15 protein-coding genes are annotated in these 20,432 nt (G+C 68.8%); 12 read left to right on the top strand and 3 right to left on the bottom strand.

Annotation, left to right across the window (positions count from 1 at the left end; translation table 11 throughout):
- Positions 1–426: 426 nt before the first annotated feature.
- The 5 genes from AB0H61_RS10760 to proB all read left to right on the top strand — a co-directional run bounded on the left by AB0H61_RS10760 (position 427) and on the right by proB (position 7,429).
- Positions 427–3,444: a translation initiation factor IF-2 N-terminal domain-containing protein gene (locus AB0H61_RS10760; protein ID WP_357301723.1), complete on the top strand. Its 3,018-nt coding sequence runs from the start codon at positions 427–429 to the stop codon at positions 3,442–3,444.
- Positions 3,445–3,891: 447 nt separating this feature from the next.
- Positions 3,892–4,203 carry a 50S ribosomal protein L21 gene (gene rplU, locus AB0H61_RS10765; protein WP_357301725.1) on the top strand — a complete coding sequence of 104 codons (312 nt, stop codon included), beginning with the start codon at positions 3,892–3,894 and terminating at the stop codon, positions 4,201–4,203.
- A 22-nt stretch (positions 4,204–4,225) separates the two neighbouring features.
- A complete protein-coding gene (gene rpmA, locus AB0H61_RS10770; RefSeq protein ID WP_357301728.1) occupies positions 4,226–4,492 on the top strand; it encodes a 50S ribosomal protein L27 in 267 nt (88 codons plus the stop codon).
- Between the two features lie 140 nt (positions 4,493–4,632).
- Entirely contained in the window at positions 4,633–6,087 is a 1,455-nt protein-coding gene (obgE, locus tag AB0H61_RS10775) for a GTPase ObgE (protein ID WP_357301731.1), read from the top strand.
- A gap of 241 nt (positions 6,088–6,328) precedes the next feature.
- Positions 6,329–7,429 (top strand): glutamate 5-kinase, encoded by a 1,101-nt coding sequence (proB, locus tag AB0H61_RS10780; RefSeq protein ID WP_357302288.1) that lies wholly within the window; start codon positions 6,329–6,331, stop codon positions 7,427–7,429.
- 204 nt (positions 7,430–7,633) lie between these two features.
- On the opposite strand, the gene AB0H61_RS10785 is transcribed toward proB, so the two are convergent.
- The 3 genes from AB0H61_RS10785 to AB0H61_RS10795 all read right to left on the bottom strand — a co-directional run bounded on the left by AB0H61_RS10785 (position 7,634) and on the right by AB0H61_RS10795 (position 10,106).
- Complete coding sequence (locus AB0H61_RS10785) at positions 7,634–8,899, bottom strand: hypothetical protein (protein WP_357301734.1); 1,266 nt, start codon at positions 8,897–8,899, stop codon at positions 7,634–7,636.
- A gap of 34 nt (positions 8,900–8,933) precedes the next feature.
- The gene (locus tag AB0H61_RS10790; protein WP_357301737.1) at positions 8,934–9,308 is read right to left on the bottom strand and encodes a hypothetical protein; all 375 of its coding nucleotides are present in this window, start codon (positions 9,306–9,308) and stop codon (positions 8,934–8,936) included.
- Positions 9,309–9,395: 87 nt separating this feature from the next.
- Positions 9,396–10,106 carry an ESX secretion-associated protein EspG gene (locus AB0H61_RS10795; protein WP_357301739.1) on the bottom strand — a complete coding sequence of 237 codons (711 nt, stop codon included), beginning with the start codon at positions 10,104–10,106 and terminating at the stop codon, positions 9,396–9,398.
- Between the two features lie 220 nt (positions 10,107–10,326).
- Here AB0H61_RS10795 and AB0H61_RS10800 point away from each other — a divergent pair, with 220 nt between their 5' ends.
- The 7 genes from AB0H61_RS10800 to AB0H61_RS10830 are packed head-to-tail and all read left to right on the top strand — an operon-like array spanning position 10,327 to position 20,411.
- Positions 10,327–13,053, top strand: coding sequence for a phosphoenolpyruvate synthase (locus AB0H61_RS10800; RefSeq protein WP_357301742.1), 2,727 nt, complete (start codon positions 10,327–10,329; stop codon positions 13,051–13,053).
- A complete protein-coding gene (locus AB0H61_RS10805) occupies positions 13,043–16,489 on the top strand; it encodes an AMP-binding protein (protein ID WP_357301745.1) in 3,447 nt (1,148 codons plus the stop codon). Before AB0H61_RS10800 ends, AB0H61_RS10805 begins: the two co-directional genes overlap by 11 nt.
- The gene (locus AB0H61_RS10810) at positions 16,486–16,806 is read left to right on the top strand and encodes an acyl carrier protein (RefSeq protein ID WP_357301748.1); all 321 of its coding nucleotides are present in this window, start codon (positions 16,486–16,488) and stop codon (positions 16,804–16,806) included. The genes AB0H61_RS10805 and AB0H61_RS10810 overlap by 4 nt, the downstream gene beginning before the upstream one ends.
- Entirely contained in the window at positions 16,803–17,912 is a 1,110-nt protein-coding gene (locus AB0H61_RS10815) for an SDR family oxidoreductase (RefSeq protein WP_357301751.1), read from the top strand. The genes AB0H61_RS10810 and AB0H61_RS10815 overlap by 4 nt, the downstream gene beginning before the upstream one ends.
- A complete protein-coding gene (locus tag AB0H61_RS10820; RefSeq protein ID WP_357301753.1) occupies positions 17,909–18,826 on the top strand; it encodes a nucleoside-diphosphate kinase in 918 nt (305 codons plus the stop codon). The genes AB0H61_RS10815 and AB0H61_RS10820 overlap by 4 nt, the downstream gene beginning before the upstream one ends.
- Positions 18,823–19,797, top strand: a complete 975-nt coding sequence (locus AB0H61_RS10825; RefSeq protein ID WP_357301756.1) for a ScbA/BarX family gamma-butyrolactone biosynthesis protein — start codon at positions 18,823–18,825, stop codon at positions 19,795–19,797. Before AB0H61_RS10820 ends, AB0H61_RS10825 begins: the two co-directional genes overlap by 4 nt.
- Complete coding sequence (locus tag AB0H61_RS10830) at positions 19,794–20,411, top strand: nitroreductase family protein (protein WP_357301759.1); 618 nt, start codon at positions 19,794–19,796, stop codon at positions 20,409–20,411. Before AB0H61_RS10825 ends, AB0H61_RS10830 begins: the two co-directional genes overlap by 4 nt.
- Positions 20,412–20,432 lie beyond the last annotated feature (21 nt).

Below are 20,432 nucleotides of genomic sequence, written 5' to 3' on the forward strand. Positions count from 1 at the left end.
AACCGAGCGTCAGCGAGGTGGAGTCGTGCGCCGATGGCAATCCGTCGGCGCACTGTGTGGGATACTGGCAGTGGTTACCAACGGTTCCGACTGTTCGCGCAGGTACGCGAGCTATCGGTGACCGAGGCAACCGGATGACACCGCGGTTCGATGCCGATCATCGCTGCTACGGATATCCACGCTTGCTGTTGAAGTGCGGATATTCGCGTCGGCACGCTGGATGAACGCTCGACCCGTGGAGTTCAGCCAACAGCCAGGCGCCGCGTGACCAGTTAGCCCACAGACGAGAACCATGGTGTTGACCGGGCACGCGGGGCGAGACCACAGGACCTTGCGCCGACGGCGTGAGGTGAACGGACAGCGCCCCCGCGTTGGCCGCGTCACTCCGTACCGGGAGGGACGCGCCCGGGGGCCCGAGGAGACTTCGTGGCCGATCAAGAGCCGCTGGAAACAACATCACAGGATGCCGATCAATTGCCGGAGCGAATCCGAGTTCACGCGCTTGCCAAGCGGCTGGGAGTGACGAGCAAACGTATCCTGGCCAAGCTCACCGAGCTGGGTGCCGACGCGCGTAGCGCGCAGTCGAACGTGGATCGAGCTGTCGCGGAATCGGTCCGCGACGCCCTCGTTCCGCCGGAGACCGAGGCGCCTTCCGACACCGAAACGGTGGCGGAGACCCAGGCACCGGAGGCGGCGCCCGCCGCCGAAACGGGACCGGTCTTCTCCGCACCCGACGAGGTGCATACGGGCCAGGCCGGGACCGATCAGACACCGGCCCACCAGCCGTCGGTGCAGCTGTTCACCCATGCCGCCCCCGAGGAACCGCATATCACCGCACCGGTGGTATTCGAATCCGCCGCGATGGCCGCACCACTGTTCCTGCCGCCGGATGCTTCGGCGGTCGAGCAGGTGCGCAAGCAGCGCCGCGCCGAGCGCGACGCCCGCCGCGCCGAGGAGTCGCCGGTCGAGGCCGACGACGAATTGGAGACCACCGAGGAGGAGTCGGAGGCAGGCGAGCAGGCCGGCGATGCCGAAGGTCAGCCGCGCCGCCGTCGTCGTGGCCGTCGTGGCCGTGGCCGGGGGCGTGGTGAACAGCACGCCGAGGGCGACGGCGAGGACGACGAGAGCCAGCACGAGGTCGAGGACGAGAGCGCGGGCGGCGAGCACGCCGAGTCGGCCGAACCGTCCACCGACGAGAGTGACGTGGATGAGGACGAGTCGGGTGTGCCGGAGGGTTCGAGCCGCCGTCGCAGGCGCCGTCGTCGCCGCAAGGTAGCCGGTGAGGGCGCCGAGAGCGAGCCCGTCTCCGAGGACGATCCGCCGAACACCGTCGTGCACGAACGTGAACCGCGTAACAAGAGCCGTGGTCGCGCCGCCGCCTCCATCGACGAGGTGCAGGGCATTACCGGTTCGACCCGGTTGGAGGCCAAGCGCCAGCGCCGCCGCGATGGGCGCGAGGCTGGTCGCCGTCGTCCGCCGATCCTGACCGAGTCGGAGTTCTTGGCCCGCCGTGAAGCGGTGGACCGGGTGATGGTGGTGCGCGAGAAGGCGTTCCCCGACCTCCCGACCGCCACCCAGGTCGCGGTGCTCGAGGACAACGTCCTGGTCGAGCACTTCGTTACCAGCACCGGCTCCGCGTCGATGGTGGGCAATGTCTACCTCGGCAAGGTGCAGAATGTGCTGCCCAGCATGGAGGCGGCATTCGTCGATATCGGCCGTGGCCGCAACGGTGTGCTCTACGCCGGTGAGGTGAACTGGGAGGCCGCCGGTCTCGGCGGCAAGGAGCGCAAGATCGAGCAGGCCCTCAAGCCCGGCGATCAGGTGCTGGTCCAGGTCTCCAAGGATCCGGTCGGGCATAAGGGCGCCCGGCTGACCACCCAGATCAGCCTGGCCGGTCGCTTCCTGGTCTATGTGCCGGGCGGCACCTCCACCGGTATCAGCCGCAAGCTGCCCGACACCGAGCGCAAGCGCCTCAAGGAGATCCTGCGCGATATCGTGCCCGCCGACGCCGGTGTGATCATCCGCACCGCGTCCGAGGGGGTCGCCGAGGCCGAGCTGGCTCGCGACGTGGAGCGGTTGCAGACCACCTGGCGCACCATCGAAGAGCAGGCCGCCAAGGAGAACGGCGCGCCGAAGACCCTGTACGAGGAGCCCGATCTCCTGGTCAAGGTCATCCGCGATCTGTTCAACGAGGACTTCTCCAAGCTGGTCATCGAGGGTGACCGGGCCTGGAGCACGGTCGAGAAGTACATCGGCACTGTCGCACCGGATCTGCTGCAGCGGGTCGCCCGGCACGACAACAACGGTATCGATGTCTTCGAGACGCATCGGATCGACGAGCAGCTGGCCAAGGCGCTCGATCGCAAGGTGTGGCTGCCTTCGGGCGGCACCCTGGTGATCGACCGCACCGAGGCCATGACCGTCATCGACGTCAATACCGGCAAGTTCACCGGTTCCGGTGGCAGCAATCTGGAGGAGACGGTCACCAGGAACAACCTGGAGGCGGCCGAGGAGATCGTGCGCCAGATGCGGCTGCGCGATATCGGCGGCATGATCGTCGTCGACTTCATCGATATGGTGCTGGAATCCAACCGGGATCTGGTGTTGCGCCGCCTGACCGAGGCGCTCGGCCGGGACCGCACCCGGCACCAGGTCTCCGAGGTGACCTCGCTGGGTCTGGTCCAGATGACCAGGAAGAAGCTGGGCACCGGGCTGGTCGAGGCCTTCTCCACCACCTGCGAGCACTGCCACGGCCGCGGCATCCTCGTGCACACCTACCCGGTGGAGCCGTCGGCCTCCGAGGACGGTGCGAGCCGCAAGGAGCCGGGTTCGCGACGGCGCCGGGGCCGGGACAAGGGCGTCGCCGCGGCCGCGCCCGCCGCCGCATCCAACGGAACGCCCGCCGTACCCGAGGTGGCCGAGGAGGACATCGCGGTCAAGCGGGCGCACCCCGTGGCGTTGGCGATGGCGGCGCATCAGCACTCCGATGAGGAGATCGCCGAGGCGGAAGCGGAGGCGGTGAGCGAGGTCGCTGCCGAGTCCGAGGTAGTGGCGGTTGCCGAGGCCGTCGCCGAGGAAGCGGTGGTTGCCGAAGCCGCCGCGGCCGCGCTGGATGCCGTGGTGATCGAGGAGGCCGAGGCCGAGCCGGTCGTGGCGGAGGCGATCGTTGTCGCGGAGCCCGAGGCGGAAACCGCGGCTCCCGACCACGCCGAGGCCAATGGTGTGCCGGAACCGACGGCGCGTCCCGCGCGTCGCCGCCGGGTGGCGCGTTCGGCCGCCGCACCCGCGGCGGATAGCAGCGGCGCCGTCTTCGTGGTGTCCAGCACCGATCAGCCCGCGACTCCGGTCATCGACGTATCGGAGCCCGCACCGGCCGAGTTGTTGCAGCGCAAGCCGCGGCGGCGGGCCGTCGCTCGCCCGGCGGGTCCGCCGGTCGACGCCTGATCGATCCGATCGATGTGATTCGGCCGGCCGCCCCAGGGGTGGTCGGCCGAATTGTTCGTCCGGCCTGTCGTGGTGCCCAGAAGCGTCATTGCCGAGGGGTAGGAGTGCGGGCCGGGCCGCGGCTTTTCGGCGGCGAGATGACCGTTTGCGGCGGCTTGGCGGTAGCGCTGTCCGAGGCCGCGAGCCGCGGCTCCCGTGACAAGCATTCGAGCGGTGCCTGCGAAAACGCAATCCCCCTCGGGCCCCGGGATGTTCGCATCAGGGTTGCCCCTCGGGTGCTGGGCTCCGGATTGGGTTGTAGACCAGGGGTCTGGTAGCCTTGGACGGTCGCTGCCTGGCGATGGGCGTTATGTCACGCCCCCGTGCAGCAACCAGCCAAGAAGAGGTTACGTCGCACCCCGCGACGTAACTAAGCACGAGTAGACATCGAGTGGAGGAAGCCGACCGATGGCAACGTACGCAATCGTCAAGACCGGCGGAAAGCAGTACAAGGTCGCGGTCGGTGACCTGGTGAAGGTCGAGAAGATCGAGGGAGCGCCCGGTACGTCCGTGGCGCTGGCCCCGGTTCTCGTCGTGAACGGCGCGGAGCTGACCACGGATGCGGCCAAGCTGGCCAAGGTCTCCGTGGCGGCCGAGGTCGTCGAGCAGACCAAGGGTCCGAAGATCCGCATCCACAAGTTCAAGAACAAGACCGGCTACCACAAGCGCCAGGGTCACCGTCAGCCGCTGACGGTCCTCAAGGTCACCGGCATCAAGTAAGACATCCCGAGGAGATTCAGCTATGGCACATAAGAAGGGCGCGTCCAGCTCGCGGAACGGTCGCGATTCCAACGCCCAGCGACTCGGCGTCAAGCGCTTCGGCGGCCAGTCCGTCAAGGCCGGCGAGATCCTGGTTCGTCAGCGCGGCACCCACTTCCACCCCGGCGTGAACGTCGGCCGTGGTGGCGACGACACCCTGTTCGCCCTCGCGGCGGGTGCGGTGGAGTTCGGCACCAAGCGTGGACGCAAGACCATCAACATCGTCGTTCCGGAGCCGGTTCAGGCCTGACCGCCTCAACCACTTCGACAACGTAGAGCGGGTCAGGGTCGCAAAGCCCTGGCCCGCTTTCGCGTTTTCAACACACCCTGCGAATTTCGTTCGACCCTGCCTCGCAGAACGCCAAGCCAAGAAGGAGGATGATTCGGCGTATGTCCAAATTCATCGACCGTGTCGTGCTTCATGTGCGTGCGGGCAAGGGCGGCCACGGGTGCGCCTCGGTGCATCGGGAGAAGTTCAAGCCGCTCGGTGGGCCCGACGGCGGCAATGGCGGCAACGGCGGGGATGTGATCCTCGAGGTCGACTCGAATGTGCACACCCTGCTGGACTTCCATTTCCACCCGCATGCCAAGGCGGGCAACGGTAAGCCCGGCGAGGGCGGCAACCGGGACGGCAAGCAGGGCGGTGAGCTGCTGCTGAAGGTTCCGGACGGCACCGTGGTGCTGGGCAAGGACGGCGAGATCCTCGCGGATCTGGTCGGTGCGGGCAATCGATACATCGCGGCGCGCGGCGGCCGCGGCGGGCTCGGCAATGCGGCGCTGGCCTCCAAGGCGCGCAAGGCGCCCGGCTTCGCGCTGCTCGGCGAGGACGGCGAGGAACGCGACCTCGTTCTCGAGCTCAAATCCGTTGCTGACGTCGGTCTGGTCGGTTTCCCTTCGGCGGGTAAGTCCTCGCTGGTCTCGGTGCTGTCGGCGGCCAAACCGAAGATCGCGGACTACCCTTTCACGACCCTGGTGCCCAACCTCGGCGTGGTCGCCAGCGGCGACACCACCTTCACCGTCGCCGACGTGCCCGGATTGATCCCCGGCGCCAGTGACGGTCGCGGACTAGGTCTGGATTTCCTGCGGCATCTGGAGCGCTGCGCGGTGCTCGCGCATGTCGTCGACTGCGCGACCCTCGAACCGGGCCGGGACCCGGTCTCCGACGTGGACGCGCTGGAGGCGGAGCTCGCGGCCTATAAGCCCGCGCTGAACGCCGACGCCGGACTCGGCGATCTGGCCGATCGGCCCCGCGTGGTGATCCTGAACAAGACCGATGTGCCCGATGCGGCCGAGTTGGCCGAAATGGTCACCTCGGAATTCACCGCGCGCGGGTGGCCGGTGTTCGAGATCTCGGCCGTGAGCCGGGCGGGCTTGCGCCCCTTGACCTTTGCCCTCGCCGATATGGTGCGCCAGTATCGCGAGGACCATCCGAAGGCGGCGCCGAAGCGTCCGGTGATCCGGCCCATCGCGGTGGACGAGACCGGCTTCAGCGTGATCGCCGATCCGCAGGAGCCCGGCGGCTTCATCGTGCGCGGCACCCGGCCCGAGCGTTGGGTGCACCAGACCCAATTCGACAACGACGAGGCCGTTGGCTACCTGGCCGACCGCCTGGCCCGCCTGGGAGTCGAGGACGAACTGGTCAAGCAGGGCGCCGAGCCCGGTGCGCCGGTCACCATCGGCGACGTCACGTTCGAATGGGAGCCGCAGATCTCGGCGGGCATCGACATGGTGCCCACCGGTCGCGGCACCGACGTGCGGCTGGAGCAGACCGACCGGGTCAGCGCGGCCGAGCGCAAGCACGCCTCGCGCGTGCGTCGCGGTCTGGTGAAAGAGGACGAGGAATAGCGATGCGCCCCTCGGCATTTCGGTGGGGTTCGGGTACGCCGTCGTCCCGTCGTCTGCCGGAGCTCGCGGGGGTGACCGGACGCCCCGCCGAAGTGCGGGCGCGGCTCGTCGATGCATCCGGCAGGCTCGTCGGCTCGCGGCGGCATGCCGTCGTGTTGGTTGGCTGTTCGATTGCGGTGCAGGGAGTTTTGTTGTGACGCAGGTGAATTCGGAGTTGGCGGCGGCGGTATCGCCCGAGGGGCTGAGTGCGGCGCGGCAGGCGATCGCCTCGGCGCGCAGCGTCGTGGTGAAGATCGGGTCCTCGGCGTTGACCAGCCTGAAGGGTGGTTTGGACACCGACCGACTGGACCGGCTGGCCGATGCGGTGGAGGCGCGGATGCGCGCGGGCTCCGACGTGGTTGTCGTATCGTCGGGGGCGATCGGCGCCGGTATTGCACCGCTCGGATTATCGCGTCGGCCACGGGATCTGGCGACCAAGCAGGCTGCCGCCAGTGTCGGCCAGCTCGCGCTGGCGCATGCCTGGGGTACTTCCTTCGCACGCTACGGACGCACCGTCGGCCAGGTGCTGCTGGTCGCCGACGACTTCGCTCGCCGCGAGCATCACCGCAATGCGCAGCGCACCCTGGACCGGTTGCGTTCGCTCGGCGCGGTCGCCGTGGTGAATGAAAACGACACCGTCGCAACGGAAGAGATCCGCTTCGGCGACAATGATCGGCTGGCCGCCCTGGTTGCCCACCTCGTCGGCGCCGACGCCCTGATCCTGCTCTCCGATGTCGACGGCCTCTACGACGGCGACCCACGCAAGGGTGCCGCGAATTTCATCCCCGAGGTGCGCAGCAGCGCCGATCTGGACGGTGTGATCGCGGGCAGCGGCGGCGCCCTCGGCACCGGTGGTATGGCCTCGAAGCTCTCCGCCGCCCGCCTCGCCGCCGACGCGGGCGTGCCGGTTCTGCTGGCCGCCGCATCCGAGGCCGCTACCGCGTTGACCTCCGGGACCGTCGGCACCGCTTTCGCGGCCCGCCCGGTTCGCCTGTCCGCCAGGAAGTTCTGGGTCCGCCACGCCGCCGACAGCCGCGGCGCAGTTCTCATCGACGAAGGCGCGGTCCAAGCCGTCGCACACCGTCGCCGCTCCCTGCTGGCCGCGGGCATCACCGGGGTCCGCGGTCGCTTCCACGGCGGCGACGTGGTCGACCTGATCGCCCCCGACGGCCGCGTGGTCGCCCGTGGCGTCATCGAATACGACAGCACCGAGCTATCCGGCATGCTCGGCCGCTCCACCGCCGAACTCCCGGATACCATGCAGCGTCCGGTAATTCACGCCGACGATCTCGTCAGCGTGTAGGCCACTCGCGGACGCTCGATCCCGGGTGGTGGGCGCCGGAGTGAAATCGCATTATGTCGTCCGCTGACCCTTTTGCCATGCGTCCGCGCGGTAGCGATGGGGGCTATCGAAGCGGCGCGCGGGAGATCCGGACTCTCGTCCCGGCCGCCACCGGTTCCCGGCGAAACAGGAACCAGTGGCGGCGGGGCGGGAGTCCGTCGGACGCTACTTGCCCGACCCCGAAGGGGGCACCACGCCCGGCTGGTTGGTAGTGGATTCCGCGGGCGGAGTTTGGCCCGGGTCCTCCGGGATCGGGCCGGTGACGCCGGGCTGGCCGCCTGGGTCGGGGAGCGGAGCCTGCTCGCTGGGTGCGGGCTGCGGCATGGGTGGCTGCGGGGGCGGCACTTGCTGTGTAGGCGGCGCGGATGGCGTCTGCGGCGGGGGCGGAGGGGGTGGCGCTTCCTGGGTGGGTGCGGGTGCGGGTGGCGCTTCCTGAGTCGGCGGCGCCTGGGTCGTGGGTGGTGCGGGTGGCGCTTCTTGCGTAGGCGGTGGCGCCTGGGTGGTGGGTGGCGGGGGCGGTGCCTCCGAAGTTGGTGGGGCTTGGGTGGTGGGCGGTGCCTGCGTAGTGGGCGGCGCCTGCTCGGTCGGCGGTGGCTGGGTGGTGGGTGGCGGGGGCGGTGCCTCCGAAGTTGGTGGGGCTTGGGTGGCGGGCGGCGCCTGCTCGGTCGGCGGCGCGGGTGTCGGCGCCGGACCGGGTGCGGGTTGCGTCGGGCTCGTCTGCGGCGTCTGTGATTCCGGCGTCGACGGCACGGGAGCCGGTGCGGGCGTGGGGGTTCCGGGCGTCGATGGCGGCTCGTCCTGCGGGATCTGCTGCTGCGGAATGTAATCCGATTCGCCGGGTGTCTGTTGCGGTGGCTCCGTGCGGTACTGCGGGGCGTTACCCACATCCGCGGGCAGCTGCGGGGGTTCGGGGAGGGCGGGGACTCCGGTGCCCGCCATGCCGTAGGCGGGCTTGTAGATCATGTTCATCGCCATGACGGCTTCTTGGCGCAATGCCTCCTGCACCATCTGGGCGTCGATGACATCGGCCGCCTCCAGCAGTTGGGCGATCGCTCCGATCGGGCCGGTGCCGCCCGGCGGCACCACCGCCAGCTTCACCGCCTCCGCGGCCGCGGCCACCCCGCCGAGGCGGGCGCCGACCTCGCTCATGATCGCGATGAGCTCGTCGACGGAGGCGGCGAAACTGCGGGTGCTCGCGTAGGCAGCCTCGGCCGCGGCGCCTTCCCACTCCATCGAGTTCATCACCCGGTCCGCGCCGCCCCGGGTGAGCGGGAACGAGGTGGCCAGCGTGCCGGCCACCTCCAGCCAGGCCGCCGAGGCGCGCAGGATCGACGCGGCGTCGATCTCCTGGGTTTTGGCGTAGATCTCCTCGTGCGGCATCGACTCGAAATGCTCCATCGAGTTGATGTAGTTCGGGTCGTCTCCGGTCATGGCCGCACCTCACGGGCGATCCCGGTCGGCTCGGTCACCGCGGCACCCTCGATTCGACGGCGCGCAGAGCGGCGGCATTCGCGGCGTCCGCCTCGTCGTACAGTCCGGCGCTGATCAGGAAGGCTTCCTTCATCCGGTAGGCGGCCTCGATGTAGTGGTCGAGCAACGCGGCAGCGTCCCTGGTCTTGTGACCGAAACCGGCCTGCAATTGCTGCGCCGACACGAATCCACCGAAGCCCTGCGTATCCGCCGCCGATTCGAGGCGTTGCTGCAAATAGATCAGGCGATCGGCCTGATGTTCGTACATCTCGGCGCAGCGCCGCGCCGCATCCGGATCGAATTTGATGGTGCCTGCCTGTGCGTCCCGCTTGAACCGCGCGATATCGGCTCGGCTGGTCTCGATCGTCATGCGCACACCCCCCGGGGATCGGTCGGTCCGACTCAGACTAACCGGAACGCCGGACTCCGGTCAGCAATAGTTACGGTGCGGCGATGGTCAGCGGGCTTGCGCCGGAATGCGTTTCTGCAGTTGGGTGCCGATCTGTTCGGGCGATGCGGGCACGATGTGCACCGTGTCACCCGCTTTGATCAGGTATCGGCCGTCGCCGGCGACATCGATCCAGGTGTAGTGGATCGGCGGGGTCGGTTCCGGTCGGTCCAGCCGGGACTCGACGCGGATGTGGCCCTCGGCGGTGTGCGGCTTCAGCAGCAGTTTGCGGATCGGGGCCGCTGCCGGATGCGGCGCGACGGTCTCCGAGTCGCGCACGGTCGCGGCGGCCGTGGCCCGGGCGGGATGCCGTCCGGCGGGGGTCTTCGGCAGCAGCGCCGCGATCCGGGCGCCGAGCTTGCTGCTGTGCCCGATCGAGATGCGTACCGTGCCACCGAAATCCGGGCGCGCGCCCGGCTCCTGCACGGCGAGCACCGCGCGATCGAAGACCGCGCAGGCCAGCAGCCGGATCTCACTGCCGGGGGTGTGCGCGCCGCCGATCGCGACGATCCGAGTCTGCGGTTGGGTGAGGATGCGCAGACAAGCGGTCAGATCAGGGTCGGCGTTGCGTGGTAGTCGCGACTCGAGCTGGATACGCAACTTCTCCGCCGCGTCCTCGGTGCGCGGCGTCTCTAGAATACGTAAGGGGAACGGATGTCGATCCACCTCGGTTTCGCGCCAGATATGGGCGAACTCGTCCGGAGTGAACGTCCAACCCACGCCGAATCACATCCTCACCGAACCCACCGAGACCGCTCGAGCATATCGGGTCCGGCGGGAGCCTCGGCGCGGAGTTGTGAACCTGCACCCAAGGATTGCGGGCTAACGTCGCGGTGAATTATGGGATATATCCAAACAACCCCCCGGTTCTCGCTCGACCCCACCCGGGCCGGAGCACCATGCTCCAGCCCCCGTGATCGGGGATGATGGGAGAGTTGTCGTGCAAGTACTCGGTCCATGGTCCGATCCGGCGCTGATCGCCGTATTGGCGGGCGGCAAGGCGCGCGGTTTGCACAACGTGCACAACGGCGGGTTCCGCGTACCCGATTGGGTCGTGCTCGGCACCGATATCTTCGAGCGCTTCCTCACCGATGCGGACCTGACCACGGCGGTGACCGAATTCGGCGCCGTCGCGGATCTCGATCGGGCACTGGCCGCCGGGTCGGCCCTGCGCGCTGACGTGGTCGCCGCGCCGCTCACCGCGCCGGTGCGGGAGCTGATCGCCGAGGCATGCTCCCGGCTCGGCGACGGCCCGATCGCGGTGCGCTCCTCGGTACTCGCCGAGGACGGCGCCGATCACTCCTATGCGGGCCAGTTCGATTCGTACCTGAATGTGCGAGGGATCGAGGCGATCACCGCCCGCGTGCGCGACTGCTGGGCCTCGGCCTTCTCCGAGCGCGCCATCCGCTACGCCTTCGCCAGGGGCCTGCCGCGCGCGGGGGCACCGGCGGTGCTGTTGCAGCGGTTGGTGGCGGCCCGCGCGAGCGGTGTGGTGTTCACCGCGAACCCGGCCACCGGCGCGCGGGACGAACTGGTGATCAGCGCGGTGTACGGGCTCGGCGAGGGGCTGGTATCGGGTGCGGTGGATGCCGATTCGATCATTGTGGACACCGCGACTGGCACGGTGCTGGAGACCGTCGTCGGGGATAAGGACCGCAGCTATGCGCCCGCGGGCGAGCAGGGCTGCGAGGCGCGCCCGGTCGATCCGGCGGATCGTGAGCGCGCGGTGCTCACCGCCGCCGAGGTCGCCGAGCTGACCGAACTGGGGCGCAAACTCGAAATCGACCGCGGCGCACCACAGGACGTCGAGTGGGCGATCGACGACACCGGCATCTGGTTGCTGCAATCGCGGCCGATCACCACCATCGGGGCCGACTCCGGGCCGCGGCGGGCCGCCGAACTGCGCGGCGCCGGGGAGCGCGTTCCCGATGGCGAGCTGCGAATCTGGGACAACTCCAACATCATCGAGAGTTTCAGCGGCCTCACCTCGCCGCTCACCTACACCACCGCCGCCGATATCTACGGGCGGGTGTATCGCGGTTACGCGAAGTCGCTGAAGGTGCCGCCCGAGCAACTGCGTCAGACCGATGACTGGACCCCGGTGCTGCTGGGCTACTTCCACGGCCGCGTCTACTACAACCTGCTGCATTGGTATCGGATGGTGGGTATCGCGCCCGGATATCCGTTGAACCGCAAGGTGCTCGAGGCCGCGCTGGGTGTCGACGAGCCGCTGGCCGACGACCTCGCGAAGACCCTGCGCCCGTTCACCTTCCGCAGCCGTGCCGCGCGGCTGCGGTCACGCGCGTCGACCACGGTGACCTATCTGCGGCGGCTGCGGGGCATCGACGCGATGGTCGAGCAGTTCACGACGGACTTCTACCGGGTCTACGACGAGTACGACGCACTCGACTACCCGTCGCTCACCGGTGAGCAGGCTTACGCCGCATACCGCACGGTGGACCGGGATCTGGTGGAACGCTGGGGTCCGCTGATGGTGCTGGACGCCATCTTGCTCACCTGCACCGGCCTGATGTATCTGCTCACCAAGCTGTTCCTGCCCAAGGCGCCGGAGTGGTTCCTCTACGCGGTGGTCGGGCCGGGCGCCGATGTGGAATCGGCCGAGCCCGCCCGGGCGATGACCGAATTGGCGCGGCGCGTGCGTGCCGATGCGGCACTGACCGCGCTGGTGAATTCGACTCCGCCGGAACAGATCTACCCGGCGCTGCGGGAGGCGGGGCGAGCGGATTTCCTCGCCGAGGTCGACGCCTATATCGACCGGTACGGCTACCGCAGCCTCGACGAGCTGAAACTCGAGACCCCGGATCTGCGTGAGGATCCGGCGAGCCTGTTCATCATGCTGCGCAGCGCGCTCGGCCGGGTCGGGGACGCCGCCTCGGCGAGTCGCGGTGACGAGGCCGACGCCTATCTCGATAACCACCTGCGTGGCCCGCGGCGACGGATCTACGAGGGGCTGCGCGCCAAGACCTCGCGCTGCGCCGCACACCGCGAGCGGCTGCGTTTCTGCCGTACCCGCGCCTTCGGCATGGTGAAACGGATGATCCGGGTGATGGGCCACGATCTGGTGGCGCGCGGCGTGCTGGACGAATTCGCCGACGTGTTCTCTCTGACGGTGCACGAATTGCGCGGCTGCTACGAAGGATCGGATACCGGCGAGTTGCGCGCGCTGGTCGGCGCGCGAAAGGCGCAGCGCGCGAAGGACGCCGAACTGGTCGCTCCCGCGCGTTTCCGTACCCACGGATCCGGTTTCGGCCGGGCGGAGCTGGCGGCGCAGGGCTGGGTGCCGGTGACCGACACCCCCGCCGCGACCGTCGGCACGGTACTGGCGGGCACCCCGTCGGCCTCCGGCATTGTCGAAGGGGTGGCGGTGGTGGTCGACGAGCCGCGCGACGTCGCGGGCGGCATCCTGGTCGCATACCGAACGGATCCGGGCTGGGTCGCCGCGCTGCCCTCGGCGGCGGCGTTGGTGATCGAGCGCGGTAGCCCGCTGACCCACGTGGCGATCGTCGCGCGGGAACTGGGCGTGCCAACGGTGGTTCAGGTCAAGGACATCACGAAAAGAATACGGACCAGTATGCGGATTCGGGTCGACGGGACCAATGGAACCGTTACTGTGCTGTCCGAAGGAGGTCGGCGCGATGACACCTGACAAAGACGTTGCGGCAGTGCGCAATTGGCTATCCGATCCGGCGCAGGATGCCGGTATCCACCTCGCTGACGAGGTCGATGGCTGGGAGTATCGCAGCTATCGCGAGCTGGCCGATCAGACCTGGTCGATCGCCGCGCTGATGCGAACCAACGGGCTCGCCAGCGGCGATGGCGCCTGCGTGATCATGCCGACCGGGTTCCCGTGTGTCGCCGCGTTCTATGCCGTGTGGGCCTGCGGCGGGGTCTTCACGCCGGTCGCGCCGCCGATGTTCGGCGACCTGGAGCAGATCATCGCGCATATCGCGGGCATTCTCGCGCAGGCGAATCCGCGCCTGGTGGTCACCTCACCCGAATTCGAATCGTTCGTCCGGCAGGCGGCGATCCAGGCCGGGCGCACCGACGAGCCACTGGTTATCGACGCCGCGAAACTGCCGCCCCCGCCCGAGGTGCGGGAGTTCGGCACCCCCGCCGAGTGCGCACTATTGCAGTTCACCTCCGGATCCACCGGAACTCCGCGTGGAGTGCGGGTCAGCTGGCGGAACCTGGCGAACAACATCGCGATGATCTCCGCGCTGGTCGACTGGCGGCCCGGCGAGGCCATGGTCTCCTGGCTGCCGCTCTACCACGATATGGGGCTGGTCGGCGCTTTCCTCACCACGGTGACGAATCAGGGCAACCTCTACCTCATGCGCCCCGACCAGTTCGTCCGTGATCCCGCACGCTGGCTGCGTGCCATGGCGCACGCCCAGCACTCGCCGTCGCCGTCGTTCGCGCTCGGCTATGTGGCGCACCGAGTCCGGCCCGCGGAGATCGCGGATCTGGATCTGTCCGGCTGGCGCACGCTGGCCGTCGGTTCGGAGCCGGTCGAGGTGGCCGACCTGCAGTCGTTCGCGGATCTCACCGGCCCGCGCGGCTTTTCGAAGAACGCCTACACGCTGGCCTACGGGCTGGCGGAGGCAACGTTGATGGTGACCTCGTCCGCACGGCAGCGCCCGATCACCGCGCTGCGCATCGACAATCCGAATCTCCGCTTCGGCAGCCCGGTTCCGGTGCTCGCGGAGGCGCGGCTCGACGACGCACACCGCGTGGAGGGCCCCGGGTGGATCACCGGACTCGGCTACTCGACACCGGAGTCGACGGTCACCGTGGTCGACGACGAGGGCCGGTCGCTGCCCGACGGCACGCTGGGTGAGTTGGTGGTCACCGGTGCTTCGGTGGCGCTGGGGTACTCGGTGGGACCGGGCGAGTCGGCGGACCTGAGCGCGGGCTCGTCCACGCGCATCAGTGACGGTTCGCTCTACTCCGGTGACGCCGGATTCCTCTACCGCGGTGAGGTTTTCGTCCTCGGTCGGATGGGGTCGAGCCTCAAGGTCCGCGGCCGCTCGGTCTTCATGGAAGATATCGAATCCCGCGTCGCCCAGGAGACGGGGCTCACCAAGGGCAAGCTGGCCGCAGTCGCCATCAGCGATGCGGGTGCGCAAGGGATCGCGCTGTTCGCCGAGTCCGCCCCAGGCGACTGGATCGCCCAGGCCCGCAAGGTTATTCGTGGTGAACTCGGCCCCGCGCAGACCGTCGAAATCGTGACCGGACCGCGCGGCATCATTCGCCGCACGTCCAGCGGCAAACCGCGCAGGCGGCATATGTGGCAGCTGTACCGCGACAATGCGCTGGACGGCGCGGTCGTGCACCGGGCCGAAGGTGCGGTAGCCCCGGATGTCGCCGCGCCCACGGCGCCGTCCCCCGCTGCCGGGGCGACGGGAGATGCGGTCACCGTCCCGCAACCGGCGCTACCCGCTGAGCGAGTGCGCCGACTCCTCGACACTGCCCTGGAAAATGTTGCGGTGCCCGCCGATTCGGCCGTGGTCTTCGAGGGATCGCTGGCGGAGGGGTTCGGCAACGAGGGCTCCGATGTGGACTTCCTGGTCATCGCGCCCGGCGACGAGGAGTTGCCGACGCTACCGACGGTCCTGTTCATCGATGGCCGCCGGGTGGAGGTTCGTACCCGATCGGTCGCGCAACTGCGACGGCAGCTCGAGCGGGTGGCCGCCGAACCCGAGGAGGATCTGCTCAACCGCTGCCAGCGCTTCCTGCGCGCGACGGTGGTGCGCCCGGGCGCGGTGGACCTGGATCCCTTGCACTCGATCATCGCCTACTCCGACTTCGCCGCGCTGGTGGCGGACTGGTGGACCGCCCGTGCGGTTCAGGCCCTGCGCTTCGCTGTCGCATTGCGTGCCTTCGGCGCACGTGCCGAGGCGAATGAGTGGGCCCGCGACGGACTCCTCCAGGCAATGAAGGGGTGGGCGGCGCGCCGGGGCGAAACCTATCTCGAGACGAAATGGCTACCGCGGCAACTCGATCGAATCGGGCAGCACGCCCTGATCGACCGCTACCGCGAACTGAGCGATCCCGCCGCATGGGCATCAGAGGGCCCGATGTGGGAGCGCGTCCTGGAATCGGCCGTCGAACTGGGGGTTTCGGGGGTCGCCGACGATCCGCACGGCGTGGTGTTCGCGCGCAGGCCCGGCGTCACCACCTGGTCGATCGGCGGGCGGGTGCACGTTCTGCGCGACGACCACGACGTCTTCGTGCTCTCCGACGAGGCCGCGCGGGCCTGGCGGTCGGTGGTATTCCGGCATTCCGTGCGCGATGTGCTCGCCCGCACCCCGGGGATCGGCGCCGAGCTGGCCGAGTTCGTCCGGCTGGGATTGGTCGGATTGCAGTGGCGCGGAGGAGATCTGCTCGAGCCCGCGTTGGCGATGTGCAAGGCGTTGCGCCCGTACACCCCGGTGCCCGGCGCGCGGACGCCGGTGCTCGGTTTGACCGGCGCCGCGCGCGACGGGGCGATCGCTACCCTGGCGCCGCTGCCCGCCGCGCGATTCACCGAATGCGCGCTGAACCTGGTCTGGTCCAATGTCGTGCTGGAGAACGCCAGGGAGGACCTGGCAGGTGCGGTCAAGGACGCACAGGGCGCGGTGGCCGATATAGCGGCCCATCGCCTGATCGCCATGGGCGTGCGGGTTCTGCTGTCCGCGTTCGGCATTCACCCGTTGCCTGCCGATGTGGCACCTGCCGAGACGTTGCGCCGGGTGCTGCCCGCGCACGCCCCGCGCCGCGACGAACTGCTCACACTGCTGGAATCCGCACGGCGGGTACGGTTCTCGGAGCTCATCGGATCCGGCGGCGACACCATGTCCGGTCTGGCGGTTCTCGATGATTTCGTCGCTCAGGTCCGTGAGATCGCGGGGGGATCGGAAGCCGCGGCCGGATTCCCGGCCTCCTTCGACTCGCGCGAGCAGTGGCAGCGCACCCTGGCCATCGGCTACGACTGGCTGCGGATAGCCGGATATCTCAACACCGACCTGCCCCTCGACGAGGCCCGCGACCTGCTCGCCTCCGGTGGCCACCAACCTCACCTACGGGAAAGCGAGCCGACATGACCGCCGTGCCGGGCACAGCCGAGAAGGTCCGCCGCATCGTCGCGGCCATGGCTCCCGAGCCACCGGCCGAACTCGACGATGCCCAGCGCCTCATCGAGGACCTCGGATTCGATTCGCTGCGGCTGATGGAACTGACCGTGGTGCTCGAGCGGTCATTCGACCTCCCTCGGTATCGCCCGGAGGAACTGATCGGCGTTCGCCGGGTAGGCGAGGTGATCAGCCTGGTGACCGGCACGCTGTCGGCGACCGACGGTGGGCCGTCGAATGCCACCCCCGCGGCGTCGCAACCCCTCGCCACCACGGAGGTGCGGGCGTGAGCGAGCGGTCGATCGGCGCGGTCGAGCGCGATACGGTGCTGGTCACCGGCGCCACCGGTTTGGTCGGCGCGGAGGTGGTGGCCCGACTGTCCGCGGCCAGTCGACCGGTTGCCGCGGTGCTGCACAGCAATTCGGAGATCATCCGCAATGACGGCACCGTGCTGGAGGCGGGTACGCCGGTGGCGGGCGATATCCGGATGCCGGGATTCGGTCTGTCGCAGCGTGATACGGATGATCTGGCCGAGCGGGTCGGCATCATCGTGCACTGCGCCGCGACCACCGCGTTCGACGCCGCGCCGAGCGCCTACGAGGAACTCAATGTCCAGGGCACCGCGCACGCGATCGAGCTGGCGCGGCAGTGGGATGTCCCACTGGTTCATGTCAGCACCGCCTATGTCTGCGGCCTGCGTGGCGGCACGGTCTCCGAGGACGAGCTGGAGGCCGATCAGTCCTTCGGAAACGGCTACGAGGAGAGCAAGTTTCGCGCGGAGCAGCTGGTGCGGGCGGCGGGGGCGGGTGGCCTGGAGTGGGCGATCGTGCGGCCCGGCATCGTCACCGGCGCCGCCGCCACAGGGGCGATCCGCGAGTACAAGAATCTCTACACCGTCGTGAAGCTCATGGTCGAGGGCAAATTGCGCTCGCTACCCGGACGATACGACGCGACCCTGTCACTGGCTCCGGTGGACCATGTCGCCGACGTGGTCGCCGCCGCGGTACTGGATTTCGATTCGGCGGTCGGCCGTACTCTGCACGCGGTCGGCCGGGATACGCTGTCGCTGCGCGAGGTCTCCGATGTGCTCGCGGAGTATCCGTCTTTCGAGGTGGCGACCTTCGTGCCCGAGGCGACCTTCGACGAGGCGGATCTGGACCCGATCGAACGTGAGTATTACCGGCGCATCGGCTCGCTCTACACCAGCTATTTCAAGCGGCGCTTGGTCTTCGACACCACCCGGGCGGGCATCCTGCTGGGCAGGCCGTCACCGCACACCGGTAAGGAGTATCTGCGATTGCTGCTGGACTACTGCCTCGAATCCGGGTACTTGGGGACGCCGCTTCCGTCCATCGAGGATATCTTGGCACGCAATGACTTCGGCGGTGCCGCATGACAGAAGAGCCGCTGCGGACCCTGCTGTCCGAGCTCACGCCGTCCTCGGCCAAGGCCGAGGCCTACCGTGGCGACACCTACGTGCAGGAGTCCGTCGAGCAGCTCGACCGGCTCGGAATCGACGCCGCCGAATTCGCCAGGGAGCATTCGTTGCTGCTGCTGAAGCCGGACGCGATCGTCGCCCGCGCTATCGAGCCGACCCTGGAGTGGTTGGGCGCGAACGGATTCCGGGTGGTCGGTGCGTACCGTGCGCCGGTGGACCGGCATCTGGCCAGGGCGCTGTGGTATTTCGCCTGGAATATCGCCTCGCCGGAACGCCGTCGCCTGGCCGACCTGCTGGTCGATATCTCGGATGCGCTCGTGCTGGTGGTACACGCCCCGGACGGCGATCTGCCGGTTCCGGTGCGGCTCACCGAGGCGAAGGGCGCCACCGATCCGCGCAAGCGGCGCCCGGGTGAGCTGCGTTACCTGCTCGGCCGCCACAACTATCTGCTGAACCTGGTGCATTCGCCCGACGATCCCGCCGACGTGCTGCGGGAGCTCGCCATCTATTTCGACGAGCAGACCAGGGCGTGCCTGCTCGCGCAGGCGGCCGGTGGCGCGGACCGTACCGCCGAAGCGGCCCTGCTCGCGGCGGACCTGTACGAGCAGGCCCCGGCCGGCAGCTTCGATCGGACGGATGCGCTGGCGCGGATCCGTCGAGACCTGGCCGCGCTGGGTGTCGCGGTCGAGGCGGAGCCCGAATCCGATGCGGATTGCGCCCGGCTGCTGTATTCCGCGTGGGCGGCGGGATACGAACTGGATCCGTGGTCGGTGATCGTGCTCGGGTCCTACGTACTTCCGATGCGGACCGGGGCGCAGTCGCAGACGCTGCGTCCCGTCACCGCAACAGAGTGGTTGGAGGCTCCACCGTGACACACACAGCTGCCGTGGCGGCAACGCATCTTCGCACCATTTCCCGGGTGCTGGCGCACCGTTGCGCGGTGGCCGAGGTGTTCGTGACCTCACTGGACACCGTCGCCGCGGACGAATTCGTGGTGGGTGCCCAATTACCCAGGATGCACGCGTATTACGGCGATCATGTGGGCGCGCTCGGCCTGCGTCACGATCCACTGCTGGTGATGGAGGCGGCCAGGCAGGCCGCCATCGCACTGACCCACGAGTTCTACGGCGTCCCCGCGGACATGGCCTTCATCGTGCGGACCTTCAACGGAACCGGATCCGATACCGAGGCATGGGAGATAGGAACCGTCCCGGCGGATCTGGTGATGAATGTGCGGGTGCCCCGCAAGCATCGGCGCGGCGAGTCGCTGCACGGCCTGGATATGGTGCTGGAGATCGCCTGCGGCGGTAGTCCGATGTTGACCGTCGACGGCTCCTTCTCCTGGACCACGCCGGGCCGGTGGGCGGCATTGCGCACCGGATTCCGCGACAGCCTCGGTCTCGGGCCGTTCCGCGGCGCGTCCGCGCTGGGGGAGCGGGCGGACGCGGCGATGGTCGGCCGGGAGAACTGGCGCAATGTCGTCATCGGCACGCCGGATGTGGACGGGCACAGTGCCAGGGCCGCCGTGGTCGCCGATCTCGCGCACCCCTTCCTCTTCGATCACCAACTGGATCATGTACCGGGCAGCCTGCTCATCGAGGCGGCCCGTCAGACCGCGCTCAGTATGGTGCTGCCGGAGCTGCCCCGATTGGTCTGTGTAGCCAGTGCTTTCGACCAATTCGTCGAGCTGGACAGCCCCGTCGAATGCCGCGCGGAGATCACCGAGGCCGGTGTCGACGCCACCGTCGTGCACTGCGAGATCCATCAGGCGGGTGCGGTGGCCGCCCGGATCGATCTCGAATTCGCCGAGGACGCATTGGTTCCCGACGAGGTGGTGATGTGAAGGGCGCCGAACTGCTGACCACCACCCGGGCATTCCGGCGGCGGCTCGACCTGACCCGCTCGGTGGACAGGCAGGACATCCTGGCCTGTCTGGATATCGCCGTGCACGCCCCGAGCGGCACCAATCGCCAGCCGTGGCGCTTCCTGGTGGTCCAGGATCCCGCCCTCAGACAGCAGATCGCCGAGTACTACCGAAAGGGTTTCGGCGCTTACCTTTCCGCGCGCGCACCGCGCCCCGACCAGCTCGCCGATCTGGCCTCCGGACAGTACCTCGCCGAGCATCTGCACGAGGTCCCGGCGCTGGTGCTGATCTGTTCACTGGGCCGCCCGCCCGCCGATCCGACCCCGCTGCGGCTGGCAAGCTTCTACGGTTCGATCTACCCGGCGGTCTGGAACTTCATGCTGGCGCTGCACGAGCGCGGGCTCGGATCCACGATGACCACCGCCCACCTGGCCTATGAACGCGAAATCGCCGATCTGCTCGGCATTCCCTTCGATGAGGTCACCCAGGTGGCGCTGCTCCCGGTGGCGCACCTGCGGCCAGGTTCGGATGCCCCCGCCCGTCGCCGCACCCCCGCGGCCGAGCTGACCAGCTGGGATCGATGGGATCGGTGAGCCAGGACGTGATCGAAACAG

Origin of the sequence: Nocardia sp. NPDC050710 (genome assembly GCF_040654375.1) — a bacterium.
Taxonomy (GTDB): Bacteria; Actinomycetota; Actinomycetes; order Mycobacteriales; family Mycobacteriaceae; genus Nocardia.